Annotated in this window: 25 protein-coding genes and 1 pseudogene; 13 read left to right on the forward strand and 13 right to left on the reverse strand. The window is 68.4% G+C overall.

From position 1 onward, the window contains the following. The 3 genes and pseudogenes from ACV530_RS34505 to ACV530_RS34515 all read right to left on the reverse strand — a co-directional run. Nucleotides 1–1209: pseudogene (locus tag ACV530_RS34505) on the reverse strand (hypothetical protein); the annotation flags it as partial. Between the two features lie 159 nt (nt 1210–1368). After that, on the reverse strand, nt 1369–1713 hold the full coding sequence (locus tag ACV530_RS34510; protein ID WP_494336660.1) for a hypothetical protein: 345 nt from the start codon (nt 1711–1713) through the stop codon (nt 1369–1371). Further along, the gene (locus tag ACV530_RS34515) at nt 1710–2426 is read right to left on the reverse strand and encodes a P-loop NTPase family protein (protein ID WP_494336661.1); all 717 of its coding nucleotides are present in this window, start codon (nt 2424–2426) and stop codon (nt 1710–1712) included. The genes ACV530_RS34510 and ACV530_RS34515 overlap by 4 nt, the downstream gene beginning before the upstream one ends. Before the next feature lie 306 nt (nt 2427–2732). Here ACV530_RS34515 and ACV530_RS34520 point away from each other — a divergent pair, with 306 nt between their 5' ends. Continuing rightward, nucleotides 2733–2990 (forward strand): hypothetical protein, encoded by a 258-nt coding sequence (locus ACV530_RS34520; protein WP_494336662.1) that lies wholly within the window; start codon nt 2733–2735, stop codon nt 2988–2990. Nucleotides 2991–3062: 72 nt separating this feature from the next. Here the strand turns inward: ACV530_RS34520 and ACV530_RS34525 are convergent, their stop codons facing one another. The 3 genes from ACV530_RS34525 to ACV530_RS34535 form a co-directional block, all read right to left on the reverse strand. Next, nucleotides 3063–3644, reverse strand: coding sequence for a hypothetical protein (locus tag ACV530_RS34525; RefSeq protein ID WP_494336663.1), 582 nt, complete (start codon nt 3642–3644; stop codon nt 3063–3065). Nucleotides 3645–3654: 10 nt separating this feature from the next. Further along, nucleotides 3655–5397 (reverse strand): M23 family metallopeptidase, encoded by a 1743-nt coding sequence (locus ACV530_RS34530; RefSeq protein ID WP_494336704.1) that lies wholly within the window; start codon nt 5395–5397, stop codon nt 3655–3657. Between the two features lie 135 nt (nt 5398–5532). Then, nucleotides 5533–5964, reverse strand: coding sequence for a helix-turn-helix domain-containing protein (locus ACV530_RS34535; protein WP_494336664.1), 432 nt, complete (start codon nt 5962–5964; stop codon nt 5533–5535). A 154-nt stretch (nt 5965–6118) separates the two neighbouring features. On the opposite strand from ACV530_RS34535, the gene ACV530_RS34540 reads away from it, so the two are divergent. From ACV530_RS34540 to ACV530_RS34575, 8 genes are all read left to right on the forward strand, one after another. Continuing rightward, entirely contained in the window at nt 6119–6631 is a 513-nt protein-coding gene (locus ACV530_RS34540) for a hypothetical protein (RefSeq protein ID WP_494336665.1), read from the forward strand. Further along, on the forward strand, nt 6628–6945 hold the full coding sequence (locus ACV530_RS34545; RefSeq protein WP_494336666.1) for a hypothetical protein: 318 nt from the start codon (nt 6628–6630) through the stop codon (nt 6943–6945). Before ACV530_RS34540 ends, ACV530_RS34545 begins: the two co-directional genes overlap by 4 nt. A 3-nt stretch (nt 6946–6948) precedes the next feature. Then, nucleotides 6949–7752: a DUF8175 domain-containg protein gene (locus ACV530_RS34550; protein ID WP_494336667.1), complete on the forward strand. Its 804-nt coding sequence runs from the start codon at nt 6949–6951 to the stop codon at nt 7750–7752. Continuing rightward, complete coding sequence (locus tag ACV530_RS34555) at nt 7749–9080, forward strand: hypothetical protein (protein ID WP_494336668.1); 1332 nt, start codon at nt 7749–7751, stop codon at nt 9078–9080. The genes ACV530_RS34550 and ACV530_RS34555 overlap by 4 nt, the downstream gene beginning before the upstream one ends. Beyond that, a complete protein-coding gene (locus ACV530_RS34560; protein WP_494336669.1) occupies nt 9077–10582 on the forward strand; it encodes an SCO6880 family protein in 1506 nt (501 codons plus the stop codon). Before ACV530_RS34555 ends, ACV530_RS34560 begins: the two co-directional genes overlap by 4 nt. A gap of 349 nt (nt 10583–10931) precedes the next feature. Further along, nucleotides 10932–12218: a putative type IV secretion/conjugal transfer ATPase gene (locus ACV530_RS34565; protein ID WP_494336670.1), complete on the forward strand. Its 1287-nt coding sequence runs from the start codon at nt 10932–10934 to the stop codon at nt 12216–12218. After that, nucleotides 12218–14002 (forward strand): type IV secretory system conjugative DNA transfer family protein, encoded by a 1785-nt coding sequence (locus ACV530_RS34570; protein ID WP_494336671.1) that lies wholly within the window; start codon nt 12218–12220, stop codon nt 14000–14002. The genes ACV530_RS34565 and ACV530_RS34570 overlap by 1 nt, the downstream gene beginning before the upstream one ends. Then, the gene (locus ACV530_RS34575; RefSeq protein WP_494336672.1) at nt 13999–14574 is read left to right on the forward strand and encodes a DUF4913 domain-containing protein; all 576 of its coding nucleotides are present in this window, start codon (nt 13999–14001) and stop codon (nt 14572–14574) included. The genes ACV530_RS34570 and ACV530_RS34575 overlap by 4 nt, the downstream gene beginning before the upstream one ends. Before the next feature lie 91 nt (nt 14575–14665). On the opposite strand, the gene ACV530_RS34580 is transcribed toward ACV530_RS34575, so the two are convergent. The 3 genes from ACV530_RS34580 to ACV530_RS34590 are packed head-to-tail and all read right to left on the reverse strand — an operon-like array spanning nt 14666 to nt 18704. Continuing rightward, nucleotides 14666–16579, reverse strand: a complete 1914-nt coding sequence (locus tag ACV530_RS34580) for a DNA translocase FtsK (protein WP_494336673.1) — start codon at nt 16577–16579, stop codon at nt 14666–14668. Then, a complete protein-coding gene (locus ACV530_RS34585) occupies nt 16579–18285 on the reverse strand; it encodes a relaxase/mobilization nuclease domain-containing protein (RefSeq protein WP_494336674.1) in 1707 nt (568 codons plus the stop codon). The genes ACV530_RS34580 and ACV530_RS34585 overlap by 1 nt, the downstream gene beginning before the upstream one ends. Further along, entirely contained in the window at nt 18282–18704 is a 423-nt protein-coding gene (locus ACV530_RS34590; protein ID WP_494336675.1) for a plasmid mobilization protein, read from the reverse strand. The genes ACV530_RS34585 and ACV530_RS34590 overlap by 4 nt, the downstream gene beginning before the upstream one ends. Nucleotides 18705–18985: 281 nt before the next feature. Here ACV530_RS34590 and ACV530_RS34595 point away from each other — a divergent pair, with 281 nt between their 5' ends. The 4 genes from ACV530_RS34595 to ACV530_RS34610 all read left to right on the forward strand — a co-directional run bounded on the left by ACV530_RS34595 (nt 18986) and on the right by ACV530_RS34610 (nt 22400). After that, the gene (locus tag ACV530_RS34595; RefSeq protein ID WP_494336676.1) at nt 18986–19357 is read left to right on the forward strand and encodes a hypothetical protein; all 372 of its coding nucleotides are present in this window, start codon (nt 18986–18988) and stop codon (nt 19355–19357) included. Nucleotides 19358–19428: 71 nt separating this feature from the next. Then, nucleotides 19429–19998 carry a hypothetical protein gene (locus ACV530_RS34600; RefSeq protein WP_494336677.1) on the forward strand — a complete coding sequence of 190 codons (570 nt, stop codon included), beginning with the start codon at nt 19429–19431 and terminating at the stop codon, nt 19996–19998. 202 nt (nt 19999–20200) lie between these two features. Next, a complete protein-coding gene (locus tag ACV530_RS34605; protein ID WP_494336678.1) occupies nt 20201–21316 on the forward strand; it encodes a hypothetical protein in 1116 nt (371 codons plus the stop codon). 547 nt (nt 21317–21863) lie between these two features. Beyond that, entirely contained in the window at nt 21864–22400 is a 537-nt protein-coding gene (locus tag ACV530_RS34610; RefSeq protein WP_494336679.1) for a hypothetical protein, read from the forward strand. Nucleotides 22401–22613: 213 nt separating this feature from the next. Here ACV530_RS34610 and ACV530_RS34615 read toward each other — a convergent pair whose 3' ends face one another. The 4 genes from ACV530_RS34615 to ACV530_RS34630 all read right to left on the reverse strand — a co-directional run bounded on the left by ACV530_RS34615 (nt 22614) and on the right by ACV530_RS34630 (nt 24550). Further along, complete coding sequence (locus ACV530_RS34615; RefSeq protein ID WP_494336680.1) at nt 22614–22835, reverse strand: hypothetical protein; 222 nt, start codon at nt 22833–22835, stop codon at nt 22614–22616. An 88-nt stretch (nt 22836–22923) separates the two neighbouring features. Continuing rightward, nucleotides 22924–24060: a site-specific integrase gene (locus tag ACV530_RS34620; protein ID WP_494336681.1), complete on the reverse strand. Its 1137-nt coding sequence runs from the start codon at nt 24058–24060 to the stop codon at nt 22924–22926. Beyond that, nucleotides 24057–24374, reverse strand: a complete 318-nt coding sequence (locus ACV530_RS34625) for a hypothetical protein (protein WP_494336682.1) — start codon at nt 24372–24374, stop codon at nt 24057–24059. The genes ACV530_RS34620 and ACV530_RS34625 overlap by 4 nt, the downstream gene beginning before the upstream one ends. Then, on the reverse strand, nt 24371–24550 hold the full coding sequence (locus ACV530_RS34630; RefSeq protein WP_494336683.1) for a hypothetical protein: 180 nt from the start codon (nt 24548–24550) through the stop codon (nt 24371–24373). The genes ACV530_RS34625 and ACV530_RS34630 overlap by 4 nt, the downstream gene beginning before the upstream one ends. Nucleotides 24551–24764: the final 214 nt, after the last annotated feature.

A 24764-nucleotide genomic window follows, 5' to 3' on the forward strand; every position in this document is an offset into this window, starting at 1 on the left:
CACAGCCTGCCGCGCAGCCTCCGCGTCGTCTGCGGCCTGACGCTTGCTCGCGGCCTCCGCCTCGGCCGCTTCCCGCACACGCTCCGCCTCGGTGACCACCTGCGCCGCACACTCCCGCGCGGCCTCCGCCTCCGCCTCGGCCGCTTCCCGCACACGCTCCGCCTCGGTGACCACCTGCGCCGCACACTCCCGCGCGGCCTCCAACTCGGCTTCTGCTTCCTCCCGCACAAGGCGTGCAGCCTCCTGCGCGGCCTCCGCCTCCGTCTCGGCCGCTTCCCGCACAAGGCGCGCGACCTCCCGCACCTCTGCGGCCTCCGCCCGCATCTCCTCCGGCGTCCCGGATTCCTGCCACGGCGACGTCAGAGCCTTCTCGCGCAGCTCGGCGGGAGACTGGAGGAGCGCCAGGCGACGACGGAACTCCTCGCGCCGGGCCGGGTTGGTGGCGCAGCCGGCCTTGTCCAGCTCCTTGGCCTGCTTCGCGTCCAGCTTGGGGCCCTTCTTCTGCCGGTGCTTCTCCGGAAGTTGCTCGTACTTAATGGCGAGATCGAGGGCATGGGACAGCGCGCGGTCTTGGGCGATTTCCAGAGCCGACCGGCTCGGGGTAGTCAGTCCCCATCGAGCCATCAGCCGCTCGCGTACCTCCCGGATCACCTGGGCCATCGCCGATTGCGATTCGGAGCCGTCGCGGTGCCGGAGCTCGAGCCCGAGGGCGGAGTGTGCGGAGATCGCGCTGCCGAACGAGCCGATGATGATCCGGACTATCGTTCCGGGCGTGAGTCCGCCGCCCTCGTGCCACGCGGGGACAGCGGAGAGGGCTGCCAGGATCCACACGGCGGATCCGTACCAACCGGTTGAGCGCTCTTTCCCGGCGAGACGTTCGCGAGCGCCTAGGACGCACATCGCAATCAAAGTTTCAAAAGCCGCACACGCCAACGCACGCTCGGTCGCCCCGGTCATGTTGAGACCGTCCAGGGTAAATCGGTAGCTCGTGTTCAAGCTGACAGAGGTGCAGACAATGAAGGCGGCGACGGCAGAAAGGGTGCCGGCGCTGAACTTGCGCCGTTCCTTGGTCGGGGCTGACACGGTCGTAGCCGCGGTTCTGCGGCCGATGATGTACGGCAGGACCACGGCCGCGACGACCAGCAGGCACGAGACGGCAACAAGGTGCCACATGGGCACCGGGCTGGTGAGATCCGGGGTGAGGTTCACTGGCCACCGCCCGACGCCATCAAGACATCGCGCAACCGGAGTGCACACGTCCGCTCCACGGCGGCCTTACTGTTGTCGTGCATAGGGGGAGTTCGCTCCTCGAATGGTGGTGGCCCCGGGTCTCTGTGGAAGGCGGTCCGGGGCCGCTTTTTCAAGAGATCAAGACTCTTGAACTTCCACTGTTTCGCTCTCTTGGATTCCGAGCGTCTTGAGGTAGTGGGCGCGGATCTGGTCCTCGTCATCACCGGTGAGGGTGTCCCGGCTGGCCAGCAGAGCATCGATGGCCACACGGATAAGACTGTTGGCCGTGATCCGTCGCCCCTTGACAGCGCGCCCGTCCATGAGGTCACGCGCTAGCTCGTCCAAGTCGGTCCACTGATCCGCCCGGATCTGGGCGTACTTCGGCCGTACCTTCTCGGGCTTCCTTGCCTGCCCCTTGGCTGCGGCAAGCTTTGCTGCACTCTCGTTGAAAAGGTCGCTGAAGTTGGCGGGTGGCTTGGTCATTCGGCGGCCCTTATCTGCGGCACGGTGAACGGCTCGCCGAGCACTGACAGGATCTCGTTGCCGAACAGGTACGCGTCTTCGGCTGCCTTCTCGGCCTGCTCGTCGTCTGCGGCGTTGAGGAAGACTGGCAACCCGTTCAGGTTCTCGTGGGCGTTGTAGACGCGCATCCATCCGCCGAAGACAGGGATGCCGAGGTCTCCCATAGCGTTCTTCATCGCTCGGGCACGCGACTTGTCGGTGTGCTTGACCATCGTCACGTGGATGCGGAAGTTGGTCCCCGCAAGGTATTGCCTGGTGCTCGCCATGACGGCCTTGGAGTCCAGTCGCCTCGGCGGTGCCGGCACGATGGTCAGATCAGCCTTTGCAGCCTCCTTCAGCTTCTTCTCGTCGCGGTGAGGGGCGTTGTCGGTGACGACGTATCGGTACTGCCTGAGCTGCCGGATGCTCGCGAGCTCCGCCACGCTGTCAGTCTCGACAAGCTCGTACGGCGCTGGCACCTTGAGGGACTGCGTCAGCTCCGTGACCCCGCCGTCATCCTGCTTCATGTCGGCGTTGATCAGCAGCGTGGGGCCAATCTGACCGAGCATGTACGCAGCCAGGAACGCGTCCGTTGACTTCCCGATGCCGCCCTTGCCTCCCCAGACCGAGACGGCTAGGGGCCCTTCGTCTCGTGGTGGCGCAAGCCAATCCCGCACCTCCGCTTGTTGTCCCATCCCGCCCAACCTTCCTGTTGCTGCTCAAGAGTCTTGACATACAAGCCTCCCGGACTCCGGGACTCCGGGACTCCGGGACTCCACAAGTCTCGTGTACCAAGACATCAGTTGTTCCAGAGTCTGACAGACCGAAACTTCATGACACACCAACAACACTACTTTGTGACTCTTGAAGTTCAAGAATCTTGAAGTTAGATTCGGCGCAACGAAAGGGGGCCGGACACCCGACCCCCTCATAGTTCGGCCCCACGGCGGCGTTGCAGCGCCATGCCTTCGGGGCCTCGATCCTGGTTGGAGGATCTGGGCATGAGCGTACGACAGCAGACGTTGGGTGACGTGATCGCGGCTGCCGCGGCGGTCTCGCGTGAGCGCCTGGCGGCGGGGGAGGAACTGGCACGGCGGCGGGTGTTCGAGATGCCCCCGGCTGATGTGGTGCGGGCGGTCGGTGCAGGGGCACCCGATCCGTTGGTGGCGTTGGCGTCCTCACTGAATGTGCCGGGGGATGTGGTGTTCGTTGACCGGGCGGCGGCGGTGCGGTCGCTGAGGGCTGATCAGGTCGCCTGAGCGGGCGCATAGCGAAGGGGGCGGGGCGAGAGGAAGTCTTCTCGCCCCGCCCCCCTTTCGTCACGGTGCTGGTCAGTCGGCGACGGGGGAGAGTTCGGGGGACTCCTGGAGCACCAGCCATCGGCCGTCGCTCTGGCGCTGACACACCACGTAGGTGGTGACCTCGGGGGCGGGTCTGCTGCTGGTGTCGGGTTTGCCGTCGCGGGCGATCTCGGGGGTGTAGGTGACCTTGTAGACGATGCGGTCGGACTTGCGTCCGGTCGCCTCTGTCTTGATCTTGGCAGGCTGGCGGGTGGTGCCGGCGGGGGGCGGGTCCCATACGTGCTGGCCGTGGCCGCGTTCGGGGTTGTCGGGGGCCATGTACGCCTCGGCGCGACGGGGCGGGGCGGTGGCGTCGACGGCGGTGACGGTCTGACTGGCCGTCACGTAGGCGACGGCGACGGCTGCGGGGTCGGTGATCCGGGCGGTGGCCGTGGGGGCCGGGCCGGGCGTGTGGGCCGAGGGGTCGGCCTGGTGGACAGGCGGGGCATGGGACTCGGCCGCCGGCTTCGGGTCGTGGTGCTTGCTGCCGCACCCGGCGAGCAAGACGGCCACCGCCGCGGCGGTCACAGCGGCCAGGGCGCGACCGCGAGCGCGGGGGGAAGGGGTTCGCACGGGAGCGCTCCTATTCCAGGAAGCTGACGTGGACATGATCATAGTGGCCGCCGGTGATCGTTGACGGGTCGTTCAGGCCGTTCGCGTACGCTTTGCCCCACCCGCCGTCGACGTCTTCGGGGTGGCGGACGGACCAGATGCGACCCTGCCAGATCACGTACCACACGTGGAGCTCCTGGGCGTGGGCGCGCAACCAGCCGGCGAGTGCCCATCCCTGGCTGAGCTGGGGCGGGTTGGGGCGTACGCCGAGCTCGCCGGGGCCGATGTCGCACGCGCGCCCGAGGGGGTGTTCGCCGCCTTCGTCGCGGTCGGCCTGGCATCCCAGGTAGGCCCAGTGGGGCCACTTTTTCATGATCTCTTCGTAGCCGTGGGCGGTAGGTGCGGTGAGGCAGCGGCCTCCGGTGGGGTCGCTCGAGGAGCAACCGCTGGGACCTCCGCTGTAGGGGATCGGCGGGCCGGGGATGTTGACGGCTACGGGGATCGGCCCGGCCTTGCCTGCGGTGGCGGTGTCACCTCCGCCGAACTCGGCGACGTATTTATGGATGTTGTCCACGTAAGCGTGGATCGTTCTCACGCAGGTTCCACCGCATCCGGCCTCGCCCGGGGTGGGGAATCCAGAGGTGGAGTCGGTGACGCGCGAGCATCCGGCGACGTGGCAGACGGCCATGGCATCCAGGGGGCCGATTTTCTTCTCCGGGTGGCCAGCGAGATAGCGGCTGATCTCCCGGAGGTTGGCGCAGACGAAGGTGATGCCGGCCTCGAGGTTGATCTCGGGCTTCCACAGGGGGTGATCCGCGGGGGGTTTGACGCCTGGCTGCCATCCGCTGGCGCTGCCTTCTGCACTGATCCAGGCGTCCCTGCCCATCTGGTACAAGCCGCCGGCGCCGCCGTTGTCGTCGTAGGTCCAGACCGTCGGGTTCCATGAGCTCTCGGCCATGACCTCGGCGTACACCCACACCGCCGGGAGCTCCGGGCATATCTTCGACTGGAGGCGGTCCACGGTGGGGGCCATCTGGCGGGCGAGGCTGGGAAGGGCTGCGAGGTCGACCGCGCCGCCGGGGCCGGCGCCGTACGTGCAGCGCGACCCGGGATTTCCGTAAACCTCCGTTTTGTCCTTGTTTTTACGGCCGTTGACCGCAGAGGCGTTGGACAGGTAGGGCTCGGGGTCCACGGGCAGATGGTGACCCTTGATCATGGGTCTGACTTCGAAGTGGAGGTGGGCGCCGGTGACGTTGCCGGTGTCGCCGACCTTGGCAACCAGGTCGCCGGCCTTGACCCGCTGGCCCTCTTCGATGCTCCCGAACGCGGACAAGTGCGCGTACAGGGTCACCGTGTTGTCGGCGTGCAGCAGCAGGAGGAAGTTGCCGTAGGCTCCGCCGTTGCCGTACCCCCACTTGACCATCTTCAGAACCACGCCGTCGGCAGCGGCGAACACGTCGGTCCCGTAGGCCTTGGGGAAGTCGATGCCGCTGTGGCCCTTGACCCAGTGGCTGCCGGTCTCGCCGAACCGGGTGCCGATGTTGAACGGCGGAGGCACCGGATAGACCCACGGAGAAGCGGTGAGCACTCCCGGGTCGAACTGGGACTTCTCGTCGGCTTCCTGGATCGGCAGGTCGATGAACTTGCTGTGCTTGCCGTTGGAGTCGGGCCCTTTGTTCACCTGGTCTGAGGTGTTGCGGAAGGCGCTGTTGCAGCCGTATGCGATGTCCTGCCCGTTGGAGCCTCCGCCGGCCGCGATGAACAGCAGGGGCATCAGGATCACCAGTGAGACCGTGATGCCGCCCCATATATGTACTTTTTTTGATCCACCCACGTGACCACTGCTCCCTCCCTCGTCCCGCGCTGCCGACGGCGGCGCGGGAATATCAGGTCAGTGATCTTTGCGGCGTCATCGTGAGGCGGTCCGGGCCCGGCCCTTCTCCCATGCGGCCTCGAACTCGGCGACACTGACCCCGTAGGCCGCCGCCCATGCGGTGACATCACGGGGGTGGGTCACCCCGCGCTCGGTCGCCGAGACGGTGGCCTGGTGCACGCCGAGCGTGCGCGCGAGCTCGGTTCCGAGCAGTCCGGACCGTTCCCGCAGCTGACGCAGCGTCGGCCGCGGGGGCAGAGGGGCGAGATAGCCCGGCTCCACCTCCAGCGCGGCCGCAAGCTTCTTCAGCAGCGGCGGCGGGGGCAGCTGTGTTCCCTGCTCAAGGCGCGATAGCGAGTTGGGGTTGGTGTCCGCCGCGGTCGCCAGCCGCGCGAGCGACCACCGGCGGCGCTTGCGCAGCGCGCGCAAACGGTCGGCGTGGAATCCCTCCACCCCTCCTCGGCTCACGTGCCACTCCTGATAACACCGTGACAAAGATCGATAGCCGACAGTACAGTAAGACACGAATAAGCGACACGAATAAGCGACACAACAGGGCTCCCAGGGTCCGTCGTCTCTGCCAAGATCAACAATCCAACCAGGTTGGGAAGAGGGGGCGTTCGTGGACATCTTCAAGCGCCGGTCCACCGGCGGCGAACTCGCGCCGCTGCTGGTCCCCCACGTGGCCGTCGTGGGCTGCCACGGCGGCTCCGGGGCCACCACTACCGCTCGCCTCCTCGCCCCCGCGGCGCAGGAACTACGACTTGACCAGCTCCACGTGGGCGCGGTCCCGCTGGTGCTGGTGTGCCGCGGAACCGCCTACGGGACACGACAGGCCACCGAAGCCGTACGCGGCGCCACTTACAACCGCCGGATCGGGGTCCTCGCGGCCCCTCCGGTGCTCGTGGTCGTCGCGGACTCGCCGCTGCCGGATCCTCCTACGGCCCGGGCCCGGCTCAAGCTGCTCGAAGACCAGGTACGCGGCATCGTCCGGATGCCATTCGCCCCGGCCTGGCGGGACGTCGACGATCCCACATCCATACCGGTGCCGAGCGATGTCCTTCGGGCCGCTTCCGCTCTACGGACCCTGCTTTCGGCCGCAGCTTCAATCACCGTTCAGGGAGTACAACGATGATCAACCTGATCCAGCACGCGCAGGACGTGCACCAGCTCATACCGCTCGCTGATGACCTTCCCAACCCTGGCCCGGTGGCGCCGAAGGGGATGACCGGCACCCGGGACATGCTGCTCGGCATGCTCAAGTGGGTGGGCTACGGGGTCGCGGCCGGCGCGGGCATCCTGATCGGCATCAAGATGCTGCGGGGCAACAGCGGCGGCCGCGGCGCGACCACGGCCGCGGATGCCGCCGGGGACTTCCCGTGGGTGGTGGCCGGTATCTGCATCATCGGCGGGGCCAGTGGCCTACTGGGCCAGTTCCTGGGGGGCTGAGCCATGACGGACTCCGGCTCAACTGTCGCCCCCGACTGGAACCAGGCGCCCAAGCCGCCCCGCCGCCGGGGGCGGACCGCACTCATCGGCCTCGGCGCCCTGGTCGCCATCTGTGTCACGGCGGCGGCCATCGGCTATTCGCAGGGCTGGGGGAAAGACACCAAGGCCTCCCCGGCAACGCCCGGCACCTCCTCCGGCGCCGGCCCGGGCGGACAGGTCGTCACCCCCGGCTCCAAGCCGACGGGGGAGAACTCCGCCGCCGACTGGAAGGGCCTTGCCTTCGAGGACTTCCACGGAACCCGAATGCCCCTCTCCGCGAAGTACGGGCCACGGCAGCACACCGCCACCCGCGCGTCCGGCTTCACCCACGATGAGGGCGGCGCCGTCATGGCCGCCGTGCACCTCGCCACCCGGGTCTCGGTACAGGCAGGTCCCGACGCATACGGGCCGACTGCGCGCGAGCAGATGACCGGAGACACCACCACGTTCATCTCGAAGCTGGATGCCGACTACGCAAAGGCCCGGTCCTCCTCCGGCCTGCCGCAGGGCGAGCCGCTGCGGATTTACTCGCAGGCCCTCGGCTACGCGCCGCTGTCCGGCCCGGCCACCGACCAGGAAGTGACCGTTCACCTGCTCTCGCGCGGGCCCGACAACAACGGCGGCTCCATCACCGTCGATTTCCCGATGACCCTTCAATGGGTGGCCGGTGACTGGAAGCTGAGTGCACCGTCCGGGGGTGACTGGCCGTTCAACCAGGTGACCTCCACCGACGGCTACACCCTCTTTCCCGGGGTGAAGTCCTCATGAGCTGTGGCATAACCGACCCGGGCGGCTGCGTCAAAGAGGGCGCGAAAAGCGCCATCGAGGCGCTCGCGAATGCCTTCAAGGACGCTGTCGCGTGGATCGTCAAACAGTCGTTCACGTGGTGGGTCGATACGGACGTGAAGACCGTCAACGGCGACGTGGCTAAAGCCATTCAGGACGTCATGTTCCCGCTGACGATCGGGGTCGCGCTCGCCGGAATCATGCTCATCGGCATGAAGATGACCATCTCCGGCAAGCCGGACCCTTTGATCAGCCTCGGCGAGGGCCTGTTCAAGCTTTGCTTTTGGACGTCGGCCGGAACAGCGACCGTGAACGCATTCATGGAGCTGTCCAGTCAGTTCTCCGGCTGGGTCCTGGGAAAGGCCGCGGGCCGGGAATTCGGCGACAAACTGGCTAAGGCCATGAGTATGTCGCCTGTCGAAGTGGTCGGCGGCATCATCGTCCTGGGCCTGCTGGGCTTCCTTGCCGGCGTCGTCCAGTGGGTCATCGGTCTGATGCGTGAGGGCAGCATTGTTATTTTGACCGGTTGCCTTCCCTTCGCGGCCGCGGGAAGTCTCGCCCCCTTCGGGCGGCAGTGGCTCCCGAAAGTCATCGGCTGGTGCCTCGCGCTGATTTTCTGGCAACCGACCGCGAGTTTGGTGTACTTCGCTGCTTTCAAGCTCATCGAGAAGGCGCGGGGAGGCCAAGAGGCCCTCCTCGGTCTCGCCATGATGGTTCTCGCGATCCTGGCCCTTCCCGTCCTGATGAAGCTTTTCTCGTGGGCCACGGCGTCCGTTATGGACAGCGGCGGCGGGGGCGGCCTGTCCGGCGCCGCCAACCTCGCGGCGTCGGGGCTGCGGCTGAAGGCGGGTCGGGGCGGCGGGGCCACGCCCATGAGCGCGGCTCAACAGGCCGATCTCCTCAACCGCTCGTTGCCGTCCCCCGGCGGCAAGTCCGGCGCCCCCGGTGGCAAGACACCGCCGCCCGGGGCCACGCCGGAGCCCTCCTCTCAGCCCGGCTCCAACGCTCCTCAGTCGACACCCGCCCCCACACCACAGGGCGCCCCCGGCTCCGGGAACGCTCCCCGGACCACCGCCGCACCGGCCCCCGGCACGCCAACCCCCGCAGCTGCGGGGCAGGTATCCGCGGCAGCCCCGGGCGTCGCCGCACCGGCCGGCGCCGCGGCACCCGCGGCGGCAGGGACATCCGCGGCCGCCGGTGCCGCGGGCGGCCCTGTCGGAATCGCCATCGTCGGCGGCACCCAAGCGGTCAAGGGCGCCGCGCAGAGCGGGGCCACCAAGATGACCAACCCGCCCGGAGGGGACAAGTGACTGACAACCAAGACCAGGTACGGCTGTACGGCGGCTGGCGCCGCTCACGCGGCATCGGCCTGGGCAGCCTGACCCCCGTTCAAACCGCGATCGTCTTGGTGACGCTCGTCGCGGTGATCATCTGCTCAGCGGTTGACTTTCACCTCCTGCTGATCTCCGTCCCGGCCGGGATAGTCGTCACCGGGCTGACGGTCGCCCGCTGGCAGGGTGCTCCGCTGCTGGACGTCCTCACGCAGAACACCAGGTGGAACAGCGGGCAGAAAGCCGGGCACAACCAATTCGTCAGCGGCGTGGTCACCCTGCACGAGCAGGACAACGACCTGCCCGGCGTCCTGGCCCCGGTCGTCCCGCTGTCCGTCGAAGACGGTGAGGGCGGCTATTACGGCCTGTCGTGGAACCGGCAGACCGGCCACCTGACAGCGACCGTGCACGTCGCCCCCATCTCCACGGCACTGGCCAACCGGGCCTCGGTGGACACCTGGGTGAGCCAGTGGGGCGCCTGGCTGGCCCGGCTCGGCCACACCCCCATCGTGTCCTGGGTACAGGTGACCGTCGATACCGCACCCGACCCCGGCAGCACCCTCGAGGACTACGTCGCGGAACGTCTTGCCCCCGGGGCGCCCGCTCCGGCCCGGGAGTTGATGCGGGACCTGGTGGCCATCTCCCCGGCCGCTTCCGCCACGGTGGACACCCGCGTGTCCATTACGTTCGATCCGGCGCGAGCCCCCGAGAAAGCCGAGTCGTTCGCTGAGGCGGTCGCCGAAGTGGGCCGAGTGCTTCGAGGCCTGCAAGCAGCCCTTGGGGCCTGCGGGGTCAGCGTCCTCGGCCGTGCGTCCGCCGCCCGGATCGCGGGTATCACCCGCGCAGCGTTCGACCCTGGCGCACGCGGCGAAGTGGCCCGCGCCCTGGCCATCCACCCCGAGACTCGGCAGGAGTCCAACCCGGGCGCGCTGCTGGCTCCCGGTGCCACGACCCCTATATCGGCGCATGAGTACAAGGACCGCTACGACCACGACAGCGGCGTCTCGGTCTCCTGGATCTGGGACACCCCGCCCCGCCAGTACGTCACCAGCGACGTTCTCGCCCCGCTCATGGGCCCCAGCCGCTACCCCAAGAGAGTCGCGCTCGCCTATGAAGCATTCCCCGCGGAAGCGGCCGCAGCCAAGCTCGAAAGTGAGGTCAACGCGGCCGCCTACCGGGCAGCAGTGCGGGCCCGCACGCAGCGCAGCGAGACCGCGCAGGACGCAGCTGACCGCGAGCGAGCCGAACAAGCTGCCCGCGAGGAGGCCATGGGCGCTGGTCTCGGTCTGAGCTCCATGATCGTGACCGTCACGGTCACGGACGAGAAGGAGCTGCCGCGCGCGATCTCCGATATCGAGCAGCGCGCCGGATCCTCAAAGATCAAGCTCCGCCGCGCGGTCCGCTCTCAGGCCGCGGCCTGGGCAGCGACGCTCCCGCACGGCATCTACCTGCCGGATATCGCCCGCCGCCGCCGACGCTGACCCAACATCCCGGCCTCCGGCGCCCGTCCACCCCTGCGGCCCCCTTCCGCCCGCCCACTGCGGCGGGCCGGGGGCCGCTGGTGACGGGGCCGACCAATAGGAAGGCTCGATCATGCCGAAGCTGAAATCGTCGGCCCCGCCCGCTCGTCGCGTTCCTCCCCGAGACGAGACGATGCCGGACCTGGGCCCCACCCCGCCGTCGTGGGGCTGGCCTGGCAACGGGCGAGGGCGGGTCTCACATGTCGCCAAACCGCCCCTGTACCAGGCGACTTCGGTGCAGACGTGCGGCCTGTATCCGTTCACGGCTGGCTCGGGCGCCCCCGCCGTGGGGGTGCCGATCGGCCGTCACATGATCTGGGGTGAGGTGGTCGCCCTGGACCCGATCGACTGGGTCCGGCGCAACATCATCACCAACCCCGGTGTGTTCATCCTGGGTGAGCCTGGCATCGGCAAGTCCGCCATCTCCAAGCGGATCGCGGCCGGGCTGATCAGCTTCGGCACGGGCGTGCTGTCCCTGGGCGACCTCAAGGGCGAATACGGGCCCTTGGTGAGCGCGATGGACGGGCAGGTCGTCCGCATCGGCCGCGGCCTGTCCACCCTCAACCCCCTCGACAGCGGCCCTTTGGGGCAGGCTGTACCGATGCTCGAGCGCACGGACCCCGCCAAGGCCTCGAGCCTGCGCGAGGAGATTCGCGGCCGCCGCCTCGATCTGCTGCTGGCCCTGTGCACCATCGCCCGCGGCGCCCGGGGCAGCATCATCACCGACTCCGAGGAACTCGCCCTCGGCGCCGCCCTCGACATCCTCGACCTCCGGACCGGCGTCCAGCCCATCATTCCCGAGGTCGTGCACACCATTCAGTCCGGCGGGCCGGAGATGCACGCGGCCGTTCTGGCCCGGAGCCAGCACGAATACGAGGACCTGACCAACAGCATCGTCCGCACCCTGGAACGCATTTGCCGTGGTGTCCTGCGCGGGCTTTTCGACGGGCACACCACCACACCCGTGGATATGGGCGCCCCGGCCGTCAGCATCGATATCTCCGCCCTCGACAAGGCAAGCGACGACGTCGTGGCCGCTTCCTTGCAATGCACCTGGGCGTATGGTTTCGGGCTCATTGATGCCTCCCGGGCGGTGGGGGACTCCCGCCCGTACCTGACGATCCAAGATGAAATGTGGCGGTCGTTGAGGGCGGCCCCCGGCCTGGTTGACCGTACCGACCGCCTCACCCGCCTCAACAGACATCAGGGCGTCGGCTCAATCATCACGACGCACAGCCTCGCCGACCTGGACGCGCTGCCCACCGAGGACGACCGCGCCAAAGCAAGGGGCTTCATCGAGCGGTCCGCGGTCACCATCCTCGGCGCACTGCCCGACATGGAACTCGGCCGCGTGCACCAGGTGCGCGCACTGACCTCTCAAGAACGGGAATTCGTGGCCTCCTGGAGCGCGCCGGAGTCCTGGGCAACCGACCGGCCGCACCCCGGCCGCGGCAAATACCTCATCAAGTGCGGCGGCCGGCTCGGCATCCCCGTCGAGATGCACCTGACCCCTAAGGAACTCGACCTGTACAACACCGATGCAGCGATCCGCGGCATTCGCCAGACCGCGACGGCCGCAGGAATCGGGGCGGCCTGATGAGCACCCCCTCGCCGCGCGGCGGCCCCAATGACCCCTGGCTGCCGTACACCATCATCGCGGTGGTGGCCGGCGCTGTCCTGCTGATCGTCTGCCTCGGCGTCGGCGGCGCCGTCGCCTCGACGGTCACCGGCCACGGCTGGCATGCCCCCATCGGATGGGGGCTGCTGAGCGACATCGCCCACGGCCACCCGGCCGCCGCCTGGCCCGGCGTGCCGGCCTGGCTGGTCGTCCTGTGCGCGCTGCTGATCCTGGTCGCCCTCCTGGCGCCGCTCGTCCTGGCCGTCCGCCGGGTCCGGGCCCGCCGCCCGGACCCCGACGACCCTGCCCAATACCTCGCCACCGCACAGGACGTTGCCCACCTGACGGTGCCCCACCTCGCCGCACAGGCGCAAAGGCTGCGGCCGGGCCTCGCCGACACTCCAGTGGAGGAGATCGCCCCAGCCGACGCGGGGGCCCTGCTCGGCACCCTCCGCCCGGACGGCCCCGAACTACGGTCCTCCGTCGAAGACGTCGAGTTGGCCATCATGGCGCCCCGGTCCTACAAGACATCCGCCCTGGCCATTCAGCGCACGTTGGAGGCGACCGGGTGCGTGATCGTCACCAGCCGCCGGGCAGACGTGTGGCAGGCCACCGCCACCTATCGCGCCAAGCATTTTCGGGGCCCCATCCACGTCTTCGACCCACAGCGCATCGGCCACCACCCACAGGAATTCTGGTGGGATCCGCTGGAAAGCGTCCAGAGCGTGGAGGACGCCGGGCGACTGGGCGCGCACTTCGTGGCCGCCGTCAGCGACGACAACGCCCGGGAAATCTGGGGCCCGGCCGCCCGCGGCCTGATGTCGGAACTGCTCCTCGCCGCTGCCCTCGACGGCCGCAGCCTCGATGACGTCTACGGGTGGCTGGTCGATTCCGGCACCGGCGTACCCGCGCAGATCCTCGACCAGCACAAGTATCGGAACATGGCCCGCAGCTACCGGGCCCGCCAGGGCGGTGCCGCCGACACGCGCGAGGGCATTTACGAGACAGCGCGAGCGGGCGCCGGCTGCCTGCGTGACCCGGAAATCATGGCGTGGGTCACCAAACCCACCCGCCCCACAGCACGCTTGGACCTGCGGCGCTTCGCGCAGTCCACCGGCACGTTCTACATGATGAGCCGTAAGGGCTCAGGGTCCGCGGCGCCGCTGGTAGCCGCTCTGGCTGACGCGCTGTTCACCGAGGCAACCCGGGTAGCCGAAGCGGCTGGCGGCGTCCTGCCCCAAGGCATGAGCGCCATCCTGGATGAGGCGGCCAACGTGTGCCCGATCTCCGATCTCCCCGACCGGTACAGCTTCCTCGGCGGCATGGGCATCAACGTCCTCACTATTCTGCAGAGCTTCCGGCAGGGGGCGAGCGTGTGGGGCGAAACCGGCATGGACACCCTTTGGGGCGCCGCCACGGTCAAGATCATCGGCTCCGGCATCGATGACCCCAAGTTGACGGAGGATCTGGCCCGGCTCGTCGGACAGCACGAGGTGATGGTGCGCAGTACCACCCACACCCGTGACGGCATCTCGGTCTCCCACGCACCGCGCCGTGAGCAGATCATGACGGGCGCACAGATCCGCGCCATGAAAAAGGGCACGGCGCTCATCCTCGCCAACGGCACCCGGGTCGCACAGGTCCAGCTGCTGCCGTACTTCATGCACCACCCGGACCGCGAGCTGATCGCCGCCCTCGAGCGCAGTGCAAAAGCCCAGATTCAGGAGTGGGCACGCGCCACCTACGCCAGGCAGGGCCGATGACCGACGACACTCCCCGGCCAGACGACGGCCCCCGGCTGGAAGACCTCGCAGCCCAGCTACGAGCGGCACAACGACGCATCGTGGAACTGGAGGAATGGGTCGACTGGTCGCAGCCGCTCGTAGAGCAGATCGAGCAGCCGGATACAGCGACCGAAGCCGCCAGGGATGCGCAGTCCAAACAGAAGGACAAGCCGAAGCCGAAGCCCTATTTCTCCAATGTCGTGGAATGGGTGGAAGGTTGGTTCATTCCCACCCTCCCTCGGAAAGCTGGCGGCAGCATGTCCCGGTGGTGTGCCCTGTGGTGGGCCCACGCGGAAGCCGTCGTACGGTTCCAAGCCCTGTGGACGTCATGGGAGGTTCTGCGGCTGAACCCCGGCACGGGAATGGGGGTGTGGTTCCGCGACTACCTCGACGCGCAGCTCGGTCTCCTCATGGGCCCGGACGGCCCCTTTGCACAGTGCAGCCCCGACCATCACGAACCCCTGCCCACGTTGCCCGTCACCCCGGTGCCCTCGGCGGTTCTCGAAGCGCTCAGCGCACCTCCCGCACCCACAACGGAGGAAGGCAGATAGCAGCAACAGGCAAGCGTGTGAATGGGCTGTGGGCGAGACCAACAAGGTCTCGCCCACAGCCCATTCACGATGCGGCACCAAGGTTACGGAATCACCGACCCGGGCGAGGCCCTGAAGAGCGGTTCCCCAGATCCTGCCCCTGGCGCCGGATCGCTTTTCCCGACAACACCGGCCCCTCCAACACCCGCCCCTCCTTCGCTGGCTTCGCCAAAGCCTCGGATACGGGCCGCGGCGCCGCCATACGCGCCATGCGCGCCGCGGTCTCGGCCTCCGCGGCCACTCCCTCGGCACGGGGCACCGGAGGTGCCGGTGACGCAACCACGGCTGGCACGGACGCATCGGCAGTCTCGACGGCCTGGGTCGTCTGCTGCTGTGGCGGAATCGGATGAGCAACGCTGTCAGGGGAAGCGGCCAGTGCTGCGGCCTCGAGCTGCGGCGGGAAATTCTGTGCGGCCGCAGACCAGTCCATCAACACCGCACGTGCACGCGCCCCCTTCCCTGGGCCGACAATCCCGTGCCGCTCCAGCTCGGCCATCATGGCCTCGGCCTTGCCGAATCCTGTCTTCATTTTCCGCTGAAGCATGCTCACGCTGCCGAACTGCGTTTCCGTGACAAGCTGGGCAGCAGTGCGCAGCTCCTCGGGGGAGTAGCTGGGAGCGTCAGCCGGCTCGGCTCCGGCTGCGGGCCCGGCACTCAGCTCGGGCAGGTCGGCACCGGTCGCGGCTCCACTCACAGACGCGCTCCCGGTCTGCTTCGCACTGAGGCCGTGGCGCCGGGCGTAGTCGGCGAATGCGCTTGCCTGTGCCGCTCGTTCCTGGTTCCGCTCGTCAGGGGTCAGTTCCTCGCCGTCCGGCTTCGGCGCCGGGGCGAGCTGCCGGTACAGCGCCTGGGCCTCGGGGTCCATCTGCACCAACTCGCGCTCGTACGCGCGGGCGGCCCGCCGCGCACCCGGCAACCCTTCCTCGGCCGCATGGACTATCCGCCACCGTTCGGTGATGAATGCAACGCGCTCGGACTCCTGACCGGGGAATTTCAGAGATCGGCTGCGGCCCACATCCCGGATGGCCCGGCGTAGTTCGTCCTCCGCCGATGAGGTGGGCGGCGGAGAACCTCCGGTCGTACTCTCCGTCGCCCCTGCTCCGGGCGCCGCCGTCTCTCCTGTGGTGGTCATGGGGGCATTGGCAGGGGGATTTTCCATGTACCGCTGCAAGCGCCATTCCAGCACCGCCGCAAATCCCCGGGCGCTCTCCAGCTCGCGCTCAGCGGCCACAGTCGCCAGCACCGCCGACAGATCAAACCCTGCCTTCTCAGCAACGGCCAGAGCATCGGCCAGCACAGGCCATGCCTCCTCGGCGGTGATCTCCTCGGTCAGATCGGGGAGTGCAACACCGACAGCTGCCCGCAAGTCCTCCCGCTGGTGGACAGGGACGGCGGCCGGGACAGCCTCCAGCTCGTACCGTGCGCGCTGGGTTGCACGCTCGGCCGGGCTCTTCTTCTCCTCAGCGGCCGCGTCCCGGCTGCGGGTGAACCAGGCGGCGGCCTGCTTCATCGCCTCCTCGGGGGAGTAGGGGGCGCCCATGAGTCGCTGGAAAAGGTCCATCGCTTCTGGCTCACGCTGCGTCAGCTCCGTGACCAACCGCTGAGTTGCGTCATGCGCCATCGCGTCCTCGTGGACATACAAGCGCGAAGCGACCCAAGCGATCACCAGCTCGTCGATGGTCGCAGAATCCAACCACTCGTCATCCAGCGCGCCCTCCCATCGGACGCGGTCGGTCTGCCTCCGCATCTCCTCGGCAGCAGCGCGCGCCCGCTCCTCCTGGGCCTCCTCCACAGCACGGCGGGCCCGGCGCATTTCTCTGATGACTTCGGTCAGTACAGCGGCCTCGGCGGCCTGCGCCAACAGGGCCATGGCCCGGGCGCTGGCGTGCCGGGCTGCATCGGTGATCGGATCGGGGTAGCTCTCGGGAGTAGAGGCGGGCCTTTCACTCATCATCCGTTCCTCCATCAGCTGCGCGGCCCTAGGCCGCGGTTCTGTCCAGGTGTCGGTGGCGTACGACGCGGTGCGGCTTGCGTGGGGGCAGGAGTCGCAGCGGACGTGCTCGCGTCCTGCTGCCATTTCTCCAACCGATTGTCGAGCCTCCACACCAGCACTTGCGCGACGCTCTCGGCGGTCGCAACCTCCCGCTCGGCGAACGCACTGTGCAGTGTCCGCCGCGCGTCATGTCCCGCGCGCTCGACCTTCACCAGGGTGGTAGCTAGAGCAGGCCATGCCTCGTCGGCGAGCACATCAGCCGCATGGTCACCCAGCACGCTCTCCGCCGCTGCGATCAGGTCGGCGCGTACTGCGGCCTCGGCCCATACTTCGATGTCGCGGCCGCGAATTCGGGTGGTGGTGTGCGTGCTCGCCTGGAGTTCGGGCGGGAGGGGAATTCCGGGATGCTGGCGCATGAACCGCGCGGCCTTCAACGCTGCCTCGGCCTGGTGCCGGGATTGCTGTGCCTCGCGCAGCAGCGCGACGGCCTCGACCAACAGCACCAGCTGTGCGGCCAACTGACGGCCGGCGTCCTTCTCCGCCAGAGCGAGCAAGCGGGATCCGCTGGCAATGGAGTGGGCAAGCGAGCGCATCGCGTCCGCTTCCGGGGACCGTACCGCCGGGATCCGGTTCGCTTCGCGCGCGGCCGTCCGGAAAGCCTCCGCGGCCTGAGTGAGCGCACCGCCCTTACGACCCTCCAGCGCACGGGCATTGGCCGTCAGCAAATCGGCCGCTGCCGACACCACCGCAGGAGTTCGCTCCGGGGTTTCCCGTGCTGCCAGGGCCACCATGTCCCGGGCCTGTACCGCCACGGCGGCCGCCTGGTTCAGGGTCTCGACTCGGCTCCTAGGCGCCACGGGTACAACCTCCCCCGTCCAGCGCCGCATGATCTGGGGAAGCGATAGATCCGGGGCGAGACGGCCACCGCTGTACCAAATCAGATCCCCCTCCTTCGTCCGCCACTCCGGCCTCCCAACCTTGTACCCGGTCGGCTCGCCGGAACGGCCGGTGCGTTCCTCAACAATCACCCCAGCATCGCGCAGAGCTGCGAAAAAATCCGCCGGATTCGATGACTTCGCCACGGCCTCATAGACCTCCCTGCGCAGGACATCGCGCGGTGCACCGAGCATCCCTTTACGGCTTGCCTTCTCGGTCTCTCCACGTGCTGGACGACGCGCCGCCGTACGGTCCGCAGGGGCTGTTCGTTGCAACCCCCATCGCTCCTCGTACGCCCGGCACACATCACGCATCCGAAACCCGTCGTTGTGGATGCTGGGCTTACTCCCGTCCTGCTGTGCGAGCGTGGCCAGGATGTGGATGTGGTCATCAGCGTGCCGCACGGCAATCCACCGACACTCCGAGACTCCGGCTGCCTTCACGATGTCCCGTGCTACCTCTGCCCATTGCTCGTCAGTCAACCGTGGCCCGTCCTCGATACTGACCGGCACGTGGTAGACGTGCTTCGGCAGAGCCTTGCCCTCCAGGGCATGCACGGGCTGTTCCAAAATCGCGGCGAGCTTCGACAGAGTCATGTTCTGCGAGCGGCCGGGATCGGGCACAAAATCTGACCATGCCGCGACCATGTGCGGGTCCTGGTGCTCGTTGGCGCGGCCTGGTCCGTACAGATAGGCCAGTAGTCCGCGGGTACGGCTACCGCGTTTCGCAGCCTTCGCGATCACCGGCTTCGCCTCGCTTCGGCGAGTGCCAATCCTGCTTCCATCAGCTTCCACGCAGCCTCGGCAACCCGTGCACCCACAGCATTGAAAATCCCCTCTGGCACGTCGACACCGGAATTCCGCTCACGGGCAATCTGGTTCCAGTTCGTGCCGATGCGGTTCAACGACACGTCGGCGTCCTGGAACGCTCGCAGCAACTCGGCTTCACCAGTCGGCATGGGGTAGAGCTCGCCGCGCGCGACGGCAACAGCCATGCGTGCGGCGTAGCTCGCTGGCGTGAGGCCGGCACGGTTCGCGGCTTCTGTGAGGTCGTCAAGCTCTTCTTGATTCAGTCTCAGATTCACGCGGTGGTTGCGTCGCTTGTCGGCGGGCTGTCGCTCACGACGGCGCACGGGCGGCGTCTCAGACGGTGGCTTCGGCATGTCCCAACCCTCCCAAAAATGGGTCCGGTTCGCCCTCGAACCGGACCCAAAAATCTTGGTGTTTGCCGACCGCGCCCGGTCGGCAAACACCAAGATCAAGTCGTTATGGGAACCATAACGTATAACTTGCTCCGTCGGAACGAGGGCCGCGCTCGTGCGCGGAGGGGGTGGGGTGCCGCGGCGAAGGGGCGGCGGCCGGTGGTCCCGCTCGCCTGGTGGCCGCCGCAACGGCCATACGTCACGCGGCGGCTGGGCGGCCGTCCGCCGCTACCATGGCGCGCATGACCACACACGATGAGTCGGAGTTCATCCGCCGGGCCGAAGAACGCAACGCACAGCGCATGGCCGCCGTCGCGCCGCTGGCCGCAATCCTTGCGAAGCGCGCGGCACTCCAGAAGCAGATCGACAGCATCCAGGATCAGATCGACGCGCTGGACCCTGAGTACGGCCGTGTCTACGTCGACGCGGAGAAAGCGGGGTGGGATGCGGCGGAACTCGCGGCGCTCGACGCCCCGGCACCGACGCGCCGGCCACGTGGTCGCCCTGCCAAGAAGTCCGCGGCAAAGGCTGCCCCCGTGACGGCCCCTGACCCGTCGGCACGTGACAAGGTGCCCGCGCAGAATCCGGCAGGTTCTCCCGCCGGTGTGCGCTAAGAGGGACGAGACAACCCCCGGCCGGACGGCCGGGGGTCTCCGCTTACGCTCTAACCAGGTGGTTAAAACGCATGCCCAATGTGACACCGGTCTGGGTCTGGCTAACGAAAGCTGAGTACAGCTGGCTGGCAGACCAAGCCGCCGCCAGTGTCAAGGCCGAAGAGGAATGGGCCGCCCTCCAGCGTGCCCGGTACAGGCTCACCGAGCCTGACCCGCTCCCCGAAGAGGTCCGCCTGGAGCTGCTCGAACTCCGGCCCTCCAACTGGCCGCGGCAAGTACACCTTGTCGACACCGCGCTCCGGCGTCGTATGCGCCTTCCTGATCTCGCCGGCCCTTGGGAGCCCTGGACCGAGGCTGAGCGCGCACGGCAGCATCTGGCCGGCCGCCGTACCGGCACCCCACACCAGGGGTTCGACATCAAGGTCAGCTACGACCTCGACGCGATGCAAGTCGATGCCGCGCGGCTCGCGGCGCATCGGGTCAGCGAGCCGCATGTGGCTGCACTCCAAGCCGAAGCGCTCGTCGGACGCTCGGCCCGGCGGGGGAGGGCTGCCCGGGAACGGCGCGAGGAACTACAGGGCCAGATTTACACCATTGGCCGGATCATCAGGCAAGGCATCGACCTGCTGCGAAAGGTCTGAAACCGATGTGGCTTAGCGTCAACATGCGAGCATTTTTGCGTGGACACGCTAAGCCTGTCTTACGTTCTAACCAGGTGGTTAGAACGTTGCCCAATGTAGTGCCGGTTAATTGCCTGCTGTCAGTGGGGTGGTCCACCATGCTGCCTGTACGTGATGCGTCGCGTACAGGGGCAACCTGTCGTCGCTCTATTGAGGTGGTGTCATGACGGAGAAGACCGAGGCGGCCGCGCCGCCACACGAGATCCTGCGGGTGCATGAGTCCGGGGTGCCGGTGTATCGGCTCGGGGACCGCCCTGCACACCTGCTGACGAGACGTGAGCTCAGCCAAGCGGGCCTCACCCGCGCGTACCGTCAGCCGGCCCTTGCGTACGCACGCTGGTTCTACTACAAGCAGCAGGGGGAGACCCCGCTGTACGACCGTGCCGCGGCGCGGGAGAAAAAGGAGTGCTCGCCCGCACAGCTCGCGGCACTCGAACGTGGTCGGAGAGAACAGGAGCGTAAAGCCTTCCTCGCACGGGCCTGGCGGTGTTTCGACTGCTCGGAGCTCACCGACGAACCCACGTACTTGCCCCAGCAAATCGCCTGCGGCCCGTGTGAGACCACCCGGCATCAGGTCCGCGAGTTGGTGAACTCACTCGACCTGGCCCCCGTGCTTCCGCCCGACTCCTCCGGCAAGCCGCCGACGGATCCCCGGCAGTGGGCGGCCGCGCTGCGCGACTCGACAACGCTCATCGCCCTCGATACGGAAACGTCCGCGCTTCACGGCTGGGCCGTCGACGTGGCCGTGTGCGGCCTCGACGGGCGCCCGATCCTCGACACCCTGGTGACGCCGCAAGGCCCTATTTCCCGGCAGGCCAAAGCCATTCACGGCATCGGTGCGGACATACTGCGTGAGGCGAAAGCACCGACATTTTCCGGCATCATCGGCGAGCTTGGGGACGCGATCAACGGCCGTTGTGTCGCCGTCTATAACCTCTGGTATGACCTGCACGTCATCGCCCGCGAGGTCGACCGGCACGCACGACTGACGGTGGGTCTCGACCGCGCCGAGGCACTGGCCTACACGGCGGCCTGGCTGCAACGGGCCCACTGGGTAGATCTGATGCTCCCGTACGCCGAGTGGTACGGCGAATGGAACTCCTACCACCACGACTACCGGTGGCAGCAACTGCCGTACGGCGACCACCGTGCGGCGAGCGATGCGGCTGGGGCTGCGCGCCTTTTCGGCGAGCTCGCCGACGGAACGGCGCCCCGGCTGCCTGCTGACGAACGCGGTCCGCAGCCGTACGACTATGACGACTTCGGTGTCTACCAGTAGCACGACCAGAAAGGCACAGGCACGCCTCCGGCGGGGGCCTCTCTCCCAGAGGGGCAGGGGGCCTGTGGGGACGCACCGGCTCGTGGGTGGTTGCGGTAGGGGAGCGGGGGGGGGGTCCCTCCGGCCGACCGTCCCTCCGCACCATGCCACACGGCGGCGGGGGCGACTCCGCAAGCTCCGCACCCCCACCACCGCGCGGCCCACCGTGAGTGCCGACCGACCGGAGGGACCCCCACCCCGCAGGGCCGTCGTGTCCTCTCGGGCATCCTTTCGGCACCCCGTCGACGGCGTCACGAACCGTCAATTCCTACGCATCAACAGGAGACCCACCATGAGCGCAACAGCGGCAACTCCGCCCCCGGCTTCCGCCCGGAGGGCAACCCTGCCATGCCCTCGCTGTACGGGGGATTTCAACGACCCTGGGTGGTCGCGGGCGGAACGGCCTCGCGGCCTCCTGGTACGAGCCGTTGTCTGCGCACGCTGCCGGACGGATGAGGAGGTACGCGCGGCATTCGGCATGCCCGTGCCCCCGGAGCGGGAATGGCCGGTGACCGAACTCCACAACTGGCCCACCGCGACCGACGCGCCCGTGAACCTGAGGTTCGCCGATGGGGTAGTGGTACAGCTGCGCGGCTGGTCGCTCGCGTCACGGCCCTGGGGGCGGACTGATGATCTGCGGTTCGAGCTCTCCGGCATGGTGCAGCCCGATTCCGATCCCCTCCCGGAAGGGGGAACACATCTGATTTCGGCGGACGTGCCGGGGCCTGAGCCGCTGCCCTGCCCGCTCCGCGTCACCACGGATGTGCAACGGTGCGGCTACACGTACAGCGCCGTTTTGATCGTGTCGTGGTTCGCTCAACCTCGGCTCGGCCCCGGTCGGCCGGGGCACGATCCGCGCTGCCTGTACTGCGCGCACGGGCCTGACTGCCTGCGCTGCCCGCGGCCGGCTGATGTCGCCACCATCAGCCGGTCGTACGTGTGCACGTCTTGCTCATTGGAGATCACGCGCGCGGAGATTGCGGCCGATCCGTACTACGCGGGACCGCGAGCCGCCAACCTCGCCGCATGGGGCGGCGACGAATAGCGGCACCCCCGCCGGACGGCCTTCGTCCCTCTCGCCAGTGGTGAGTTGTCTTCAGCCGTTGATAGCTCAGCCACCGAAAGCCAGCCACGACGAGAGGGCTAGCCGACTGATCACCCGCCACGTGTGCTTCCATCAGCCATGTTCCGGTAGCAACCACGCCATCGGTCTTTTTCTTTCGTCACGGCGCATGGGCCTACTCACCGCCGGCGCATGTCAGCCTTGGTCTTCCAACGCGGCCTCGAACAAGTCGCACATGACCAGCGCATTGGCCATGTCCGCCTCGTCAAGCGATTCGCCCGCGGCGATCCGGCGGAACGTGCTGACCGCCGACTTCGCCAACCCGGCCGGGATGTGCACCGTGCGAAGAGCGGCCAGCAGTGCCGCGGTCTGCTCGGCGGCTGATGCATCAGAGGACTGCGAGATGATCGCGCTCACTCCGCGCCCAAGGGGGCCGCGTTGAGGGGAAGGTGTGGTGGTCACGGCTCAGTCTCTCGCGGTGGTGGTTGGTCTCGTGCGTCGGGGCCTACAGGCCGATGCCGTACAGCGGGTTGCTCTCGTCCCATCTCCCGGCCTCGTCGAAGTATTTGGCGAGGGACTTGGAGCCGTCGACCCATCCGCCGTGCCGGGCGGTCTCGATCATGTCTTTTCCTGCCTTGCGGGCGGCGGTGGCGAACCCTCGGCGGAGGCTGTGGCCGGTCCACCGAACGGGGAGATCCGGCAAGAGGTCGTCAGGCGCCTTGGTGAGTCCGGCGCGGGTGGCGGTGCGGGTGACGATGTCGCCGATGGCTTCGCCGGTCATGCGGCCGTCGGGGTCGCCAATGGGCTCGCCGCCGCGGGTCATGGGGTGGGCGATGCCGCCGTGGCGGTCGATGCGGACGAACAGCGGCCCGGTGGGGATGCGGCCGTGGTCGATAAGGCAGTTCCGCCACGCCCGGATCGCGCGTACGGGGCAGGTGGCGGGGTTGCTGCCGTACGGGATGCCGGGCGGCTGTTCCTTGTTCACCTTGGGCCGGTAGACCTCGACTTCCAACCCCTCCTCCACCTCCGTGAGGTCTGACCAGTCCAACAGTGCGGCTTCACCGCGGCGGGCAGCGAGGGAGAACCCCACGAGCAGTACGGCGGCGTCGCGGCATCCAATGGGGGTGGTGCGGTCGAGGGCGGCGGTCATTTTCCGCAGCACGGCGGGGGTGGCGGCGGCGGCTTTTTTCCGGCGGCCCTGGGGGTCCTTGGTCTCTTTCAACTGGCGTTCGTAGCCGCGCAGGACGAGGCGGGCGCCGGTGGCGTCGGGCGGGCGGTGGCCGGCGGCTTTGTGGGCGACGGCGATGGAGGCCATGGCGCGGTCGATGCTGCTCGGTTTGTACGGGCGGCCGGTCCGCGGCCGCGGGGTGAGGGTCAGCCAGGTGACGTACTCGGTCAGGGTGGTGTCGTCGGCGGGCAGCGGGCAGCGCACGGTCTGGGTGCACCACTGCGTGAACCGGCTCCAGTCGCCGGCGTATCCGCGGCGGGTCTCGGCGGGGATGCCGCGCGCGACGGCCTCTTGGGCGGCGGGGGAGAGGCCGTGGCGGGCGGCGGGCACCGCCGGGGCGCCGGGGGCGGCGTCCAGGACGGCGCCGGCCGCGGGGGTGCCCGGGGGCGGCGCCGTGGTGTCCGGTGTGCTCATCGGTGGGTCAGTTCTGCGGCGGTACGGCGTCGACGTACGCGTCCGTCCACCTGAAATAGCCGTCGTCGTGGTACCAGTTCCCCGGGCTGAGACGGCGGGGTGAGAACGTCGACGGCGCCGAGCGCGGCAGTGACGACCTTGGCCGTTTCGGGTGCGGGAAGGCTGATGCCGGACCGGCGGGCCGCGTCGCGGACGCGGTCGCACGCCTCCTGGTAGTCGTCCTCGGTGATGACGCGGCGTGCGGTGGTGGTGTCGGTCATCGGCGTCTCCTGGAGGGTGTGCGGGCCCGGTGTCCCGTCCTGACGGGTGGTCATCGGGTGGTGTTCTGGGCCCTGATGCGCCGGGCGAGGCGCCGGTACTGCACCCGCTGGGGGAGAAAGGCCTCGCGCAGGGTCGCGGCCCGTTCCCGCTGGAAGAGGGCCAGCGCGCGCAGGGCCCACGCCCACATGCCGACCGCGACCACTGCGCCGATCACCAGGTACAGGGGCATGGCAGGGTGCTCCTCGTCGTCCGGGGAAGGTGCGTCGGGCCCCGACGGTATCGCACAACCTGGTTCCTGGTAAGGAGTCTTAACAAGAGCCAGCGACAGCCAGGCCGCGCAGGGCACCCGCGACCACAACGCGGACGACTGTGCAGTCCACGTGTACCTGGTGGCGGGCCTGACCGCTGCGGCGGCGTCATCGCTCTGGGCTGCCGGGCAACCG

Source organism: Streptomyces sp. SX-6 (assembly GCF_059089585.1).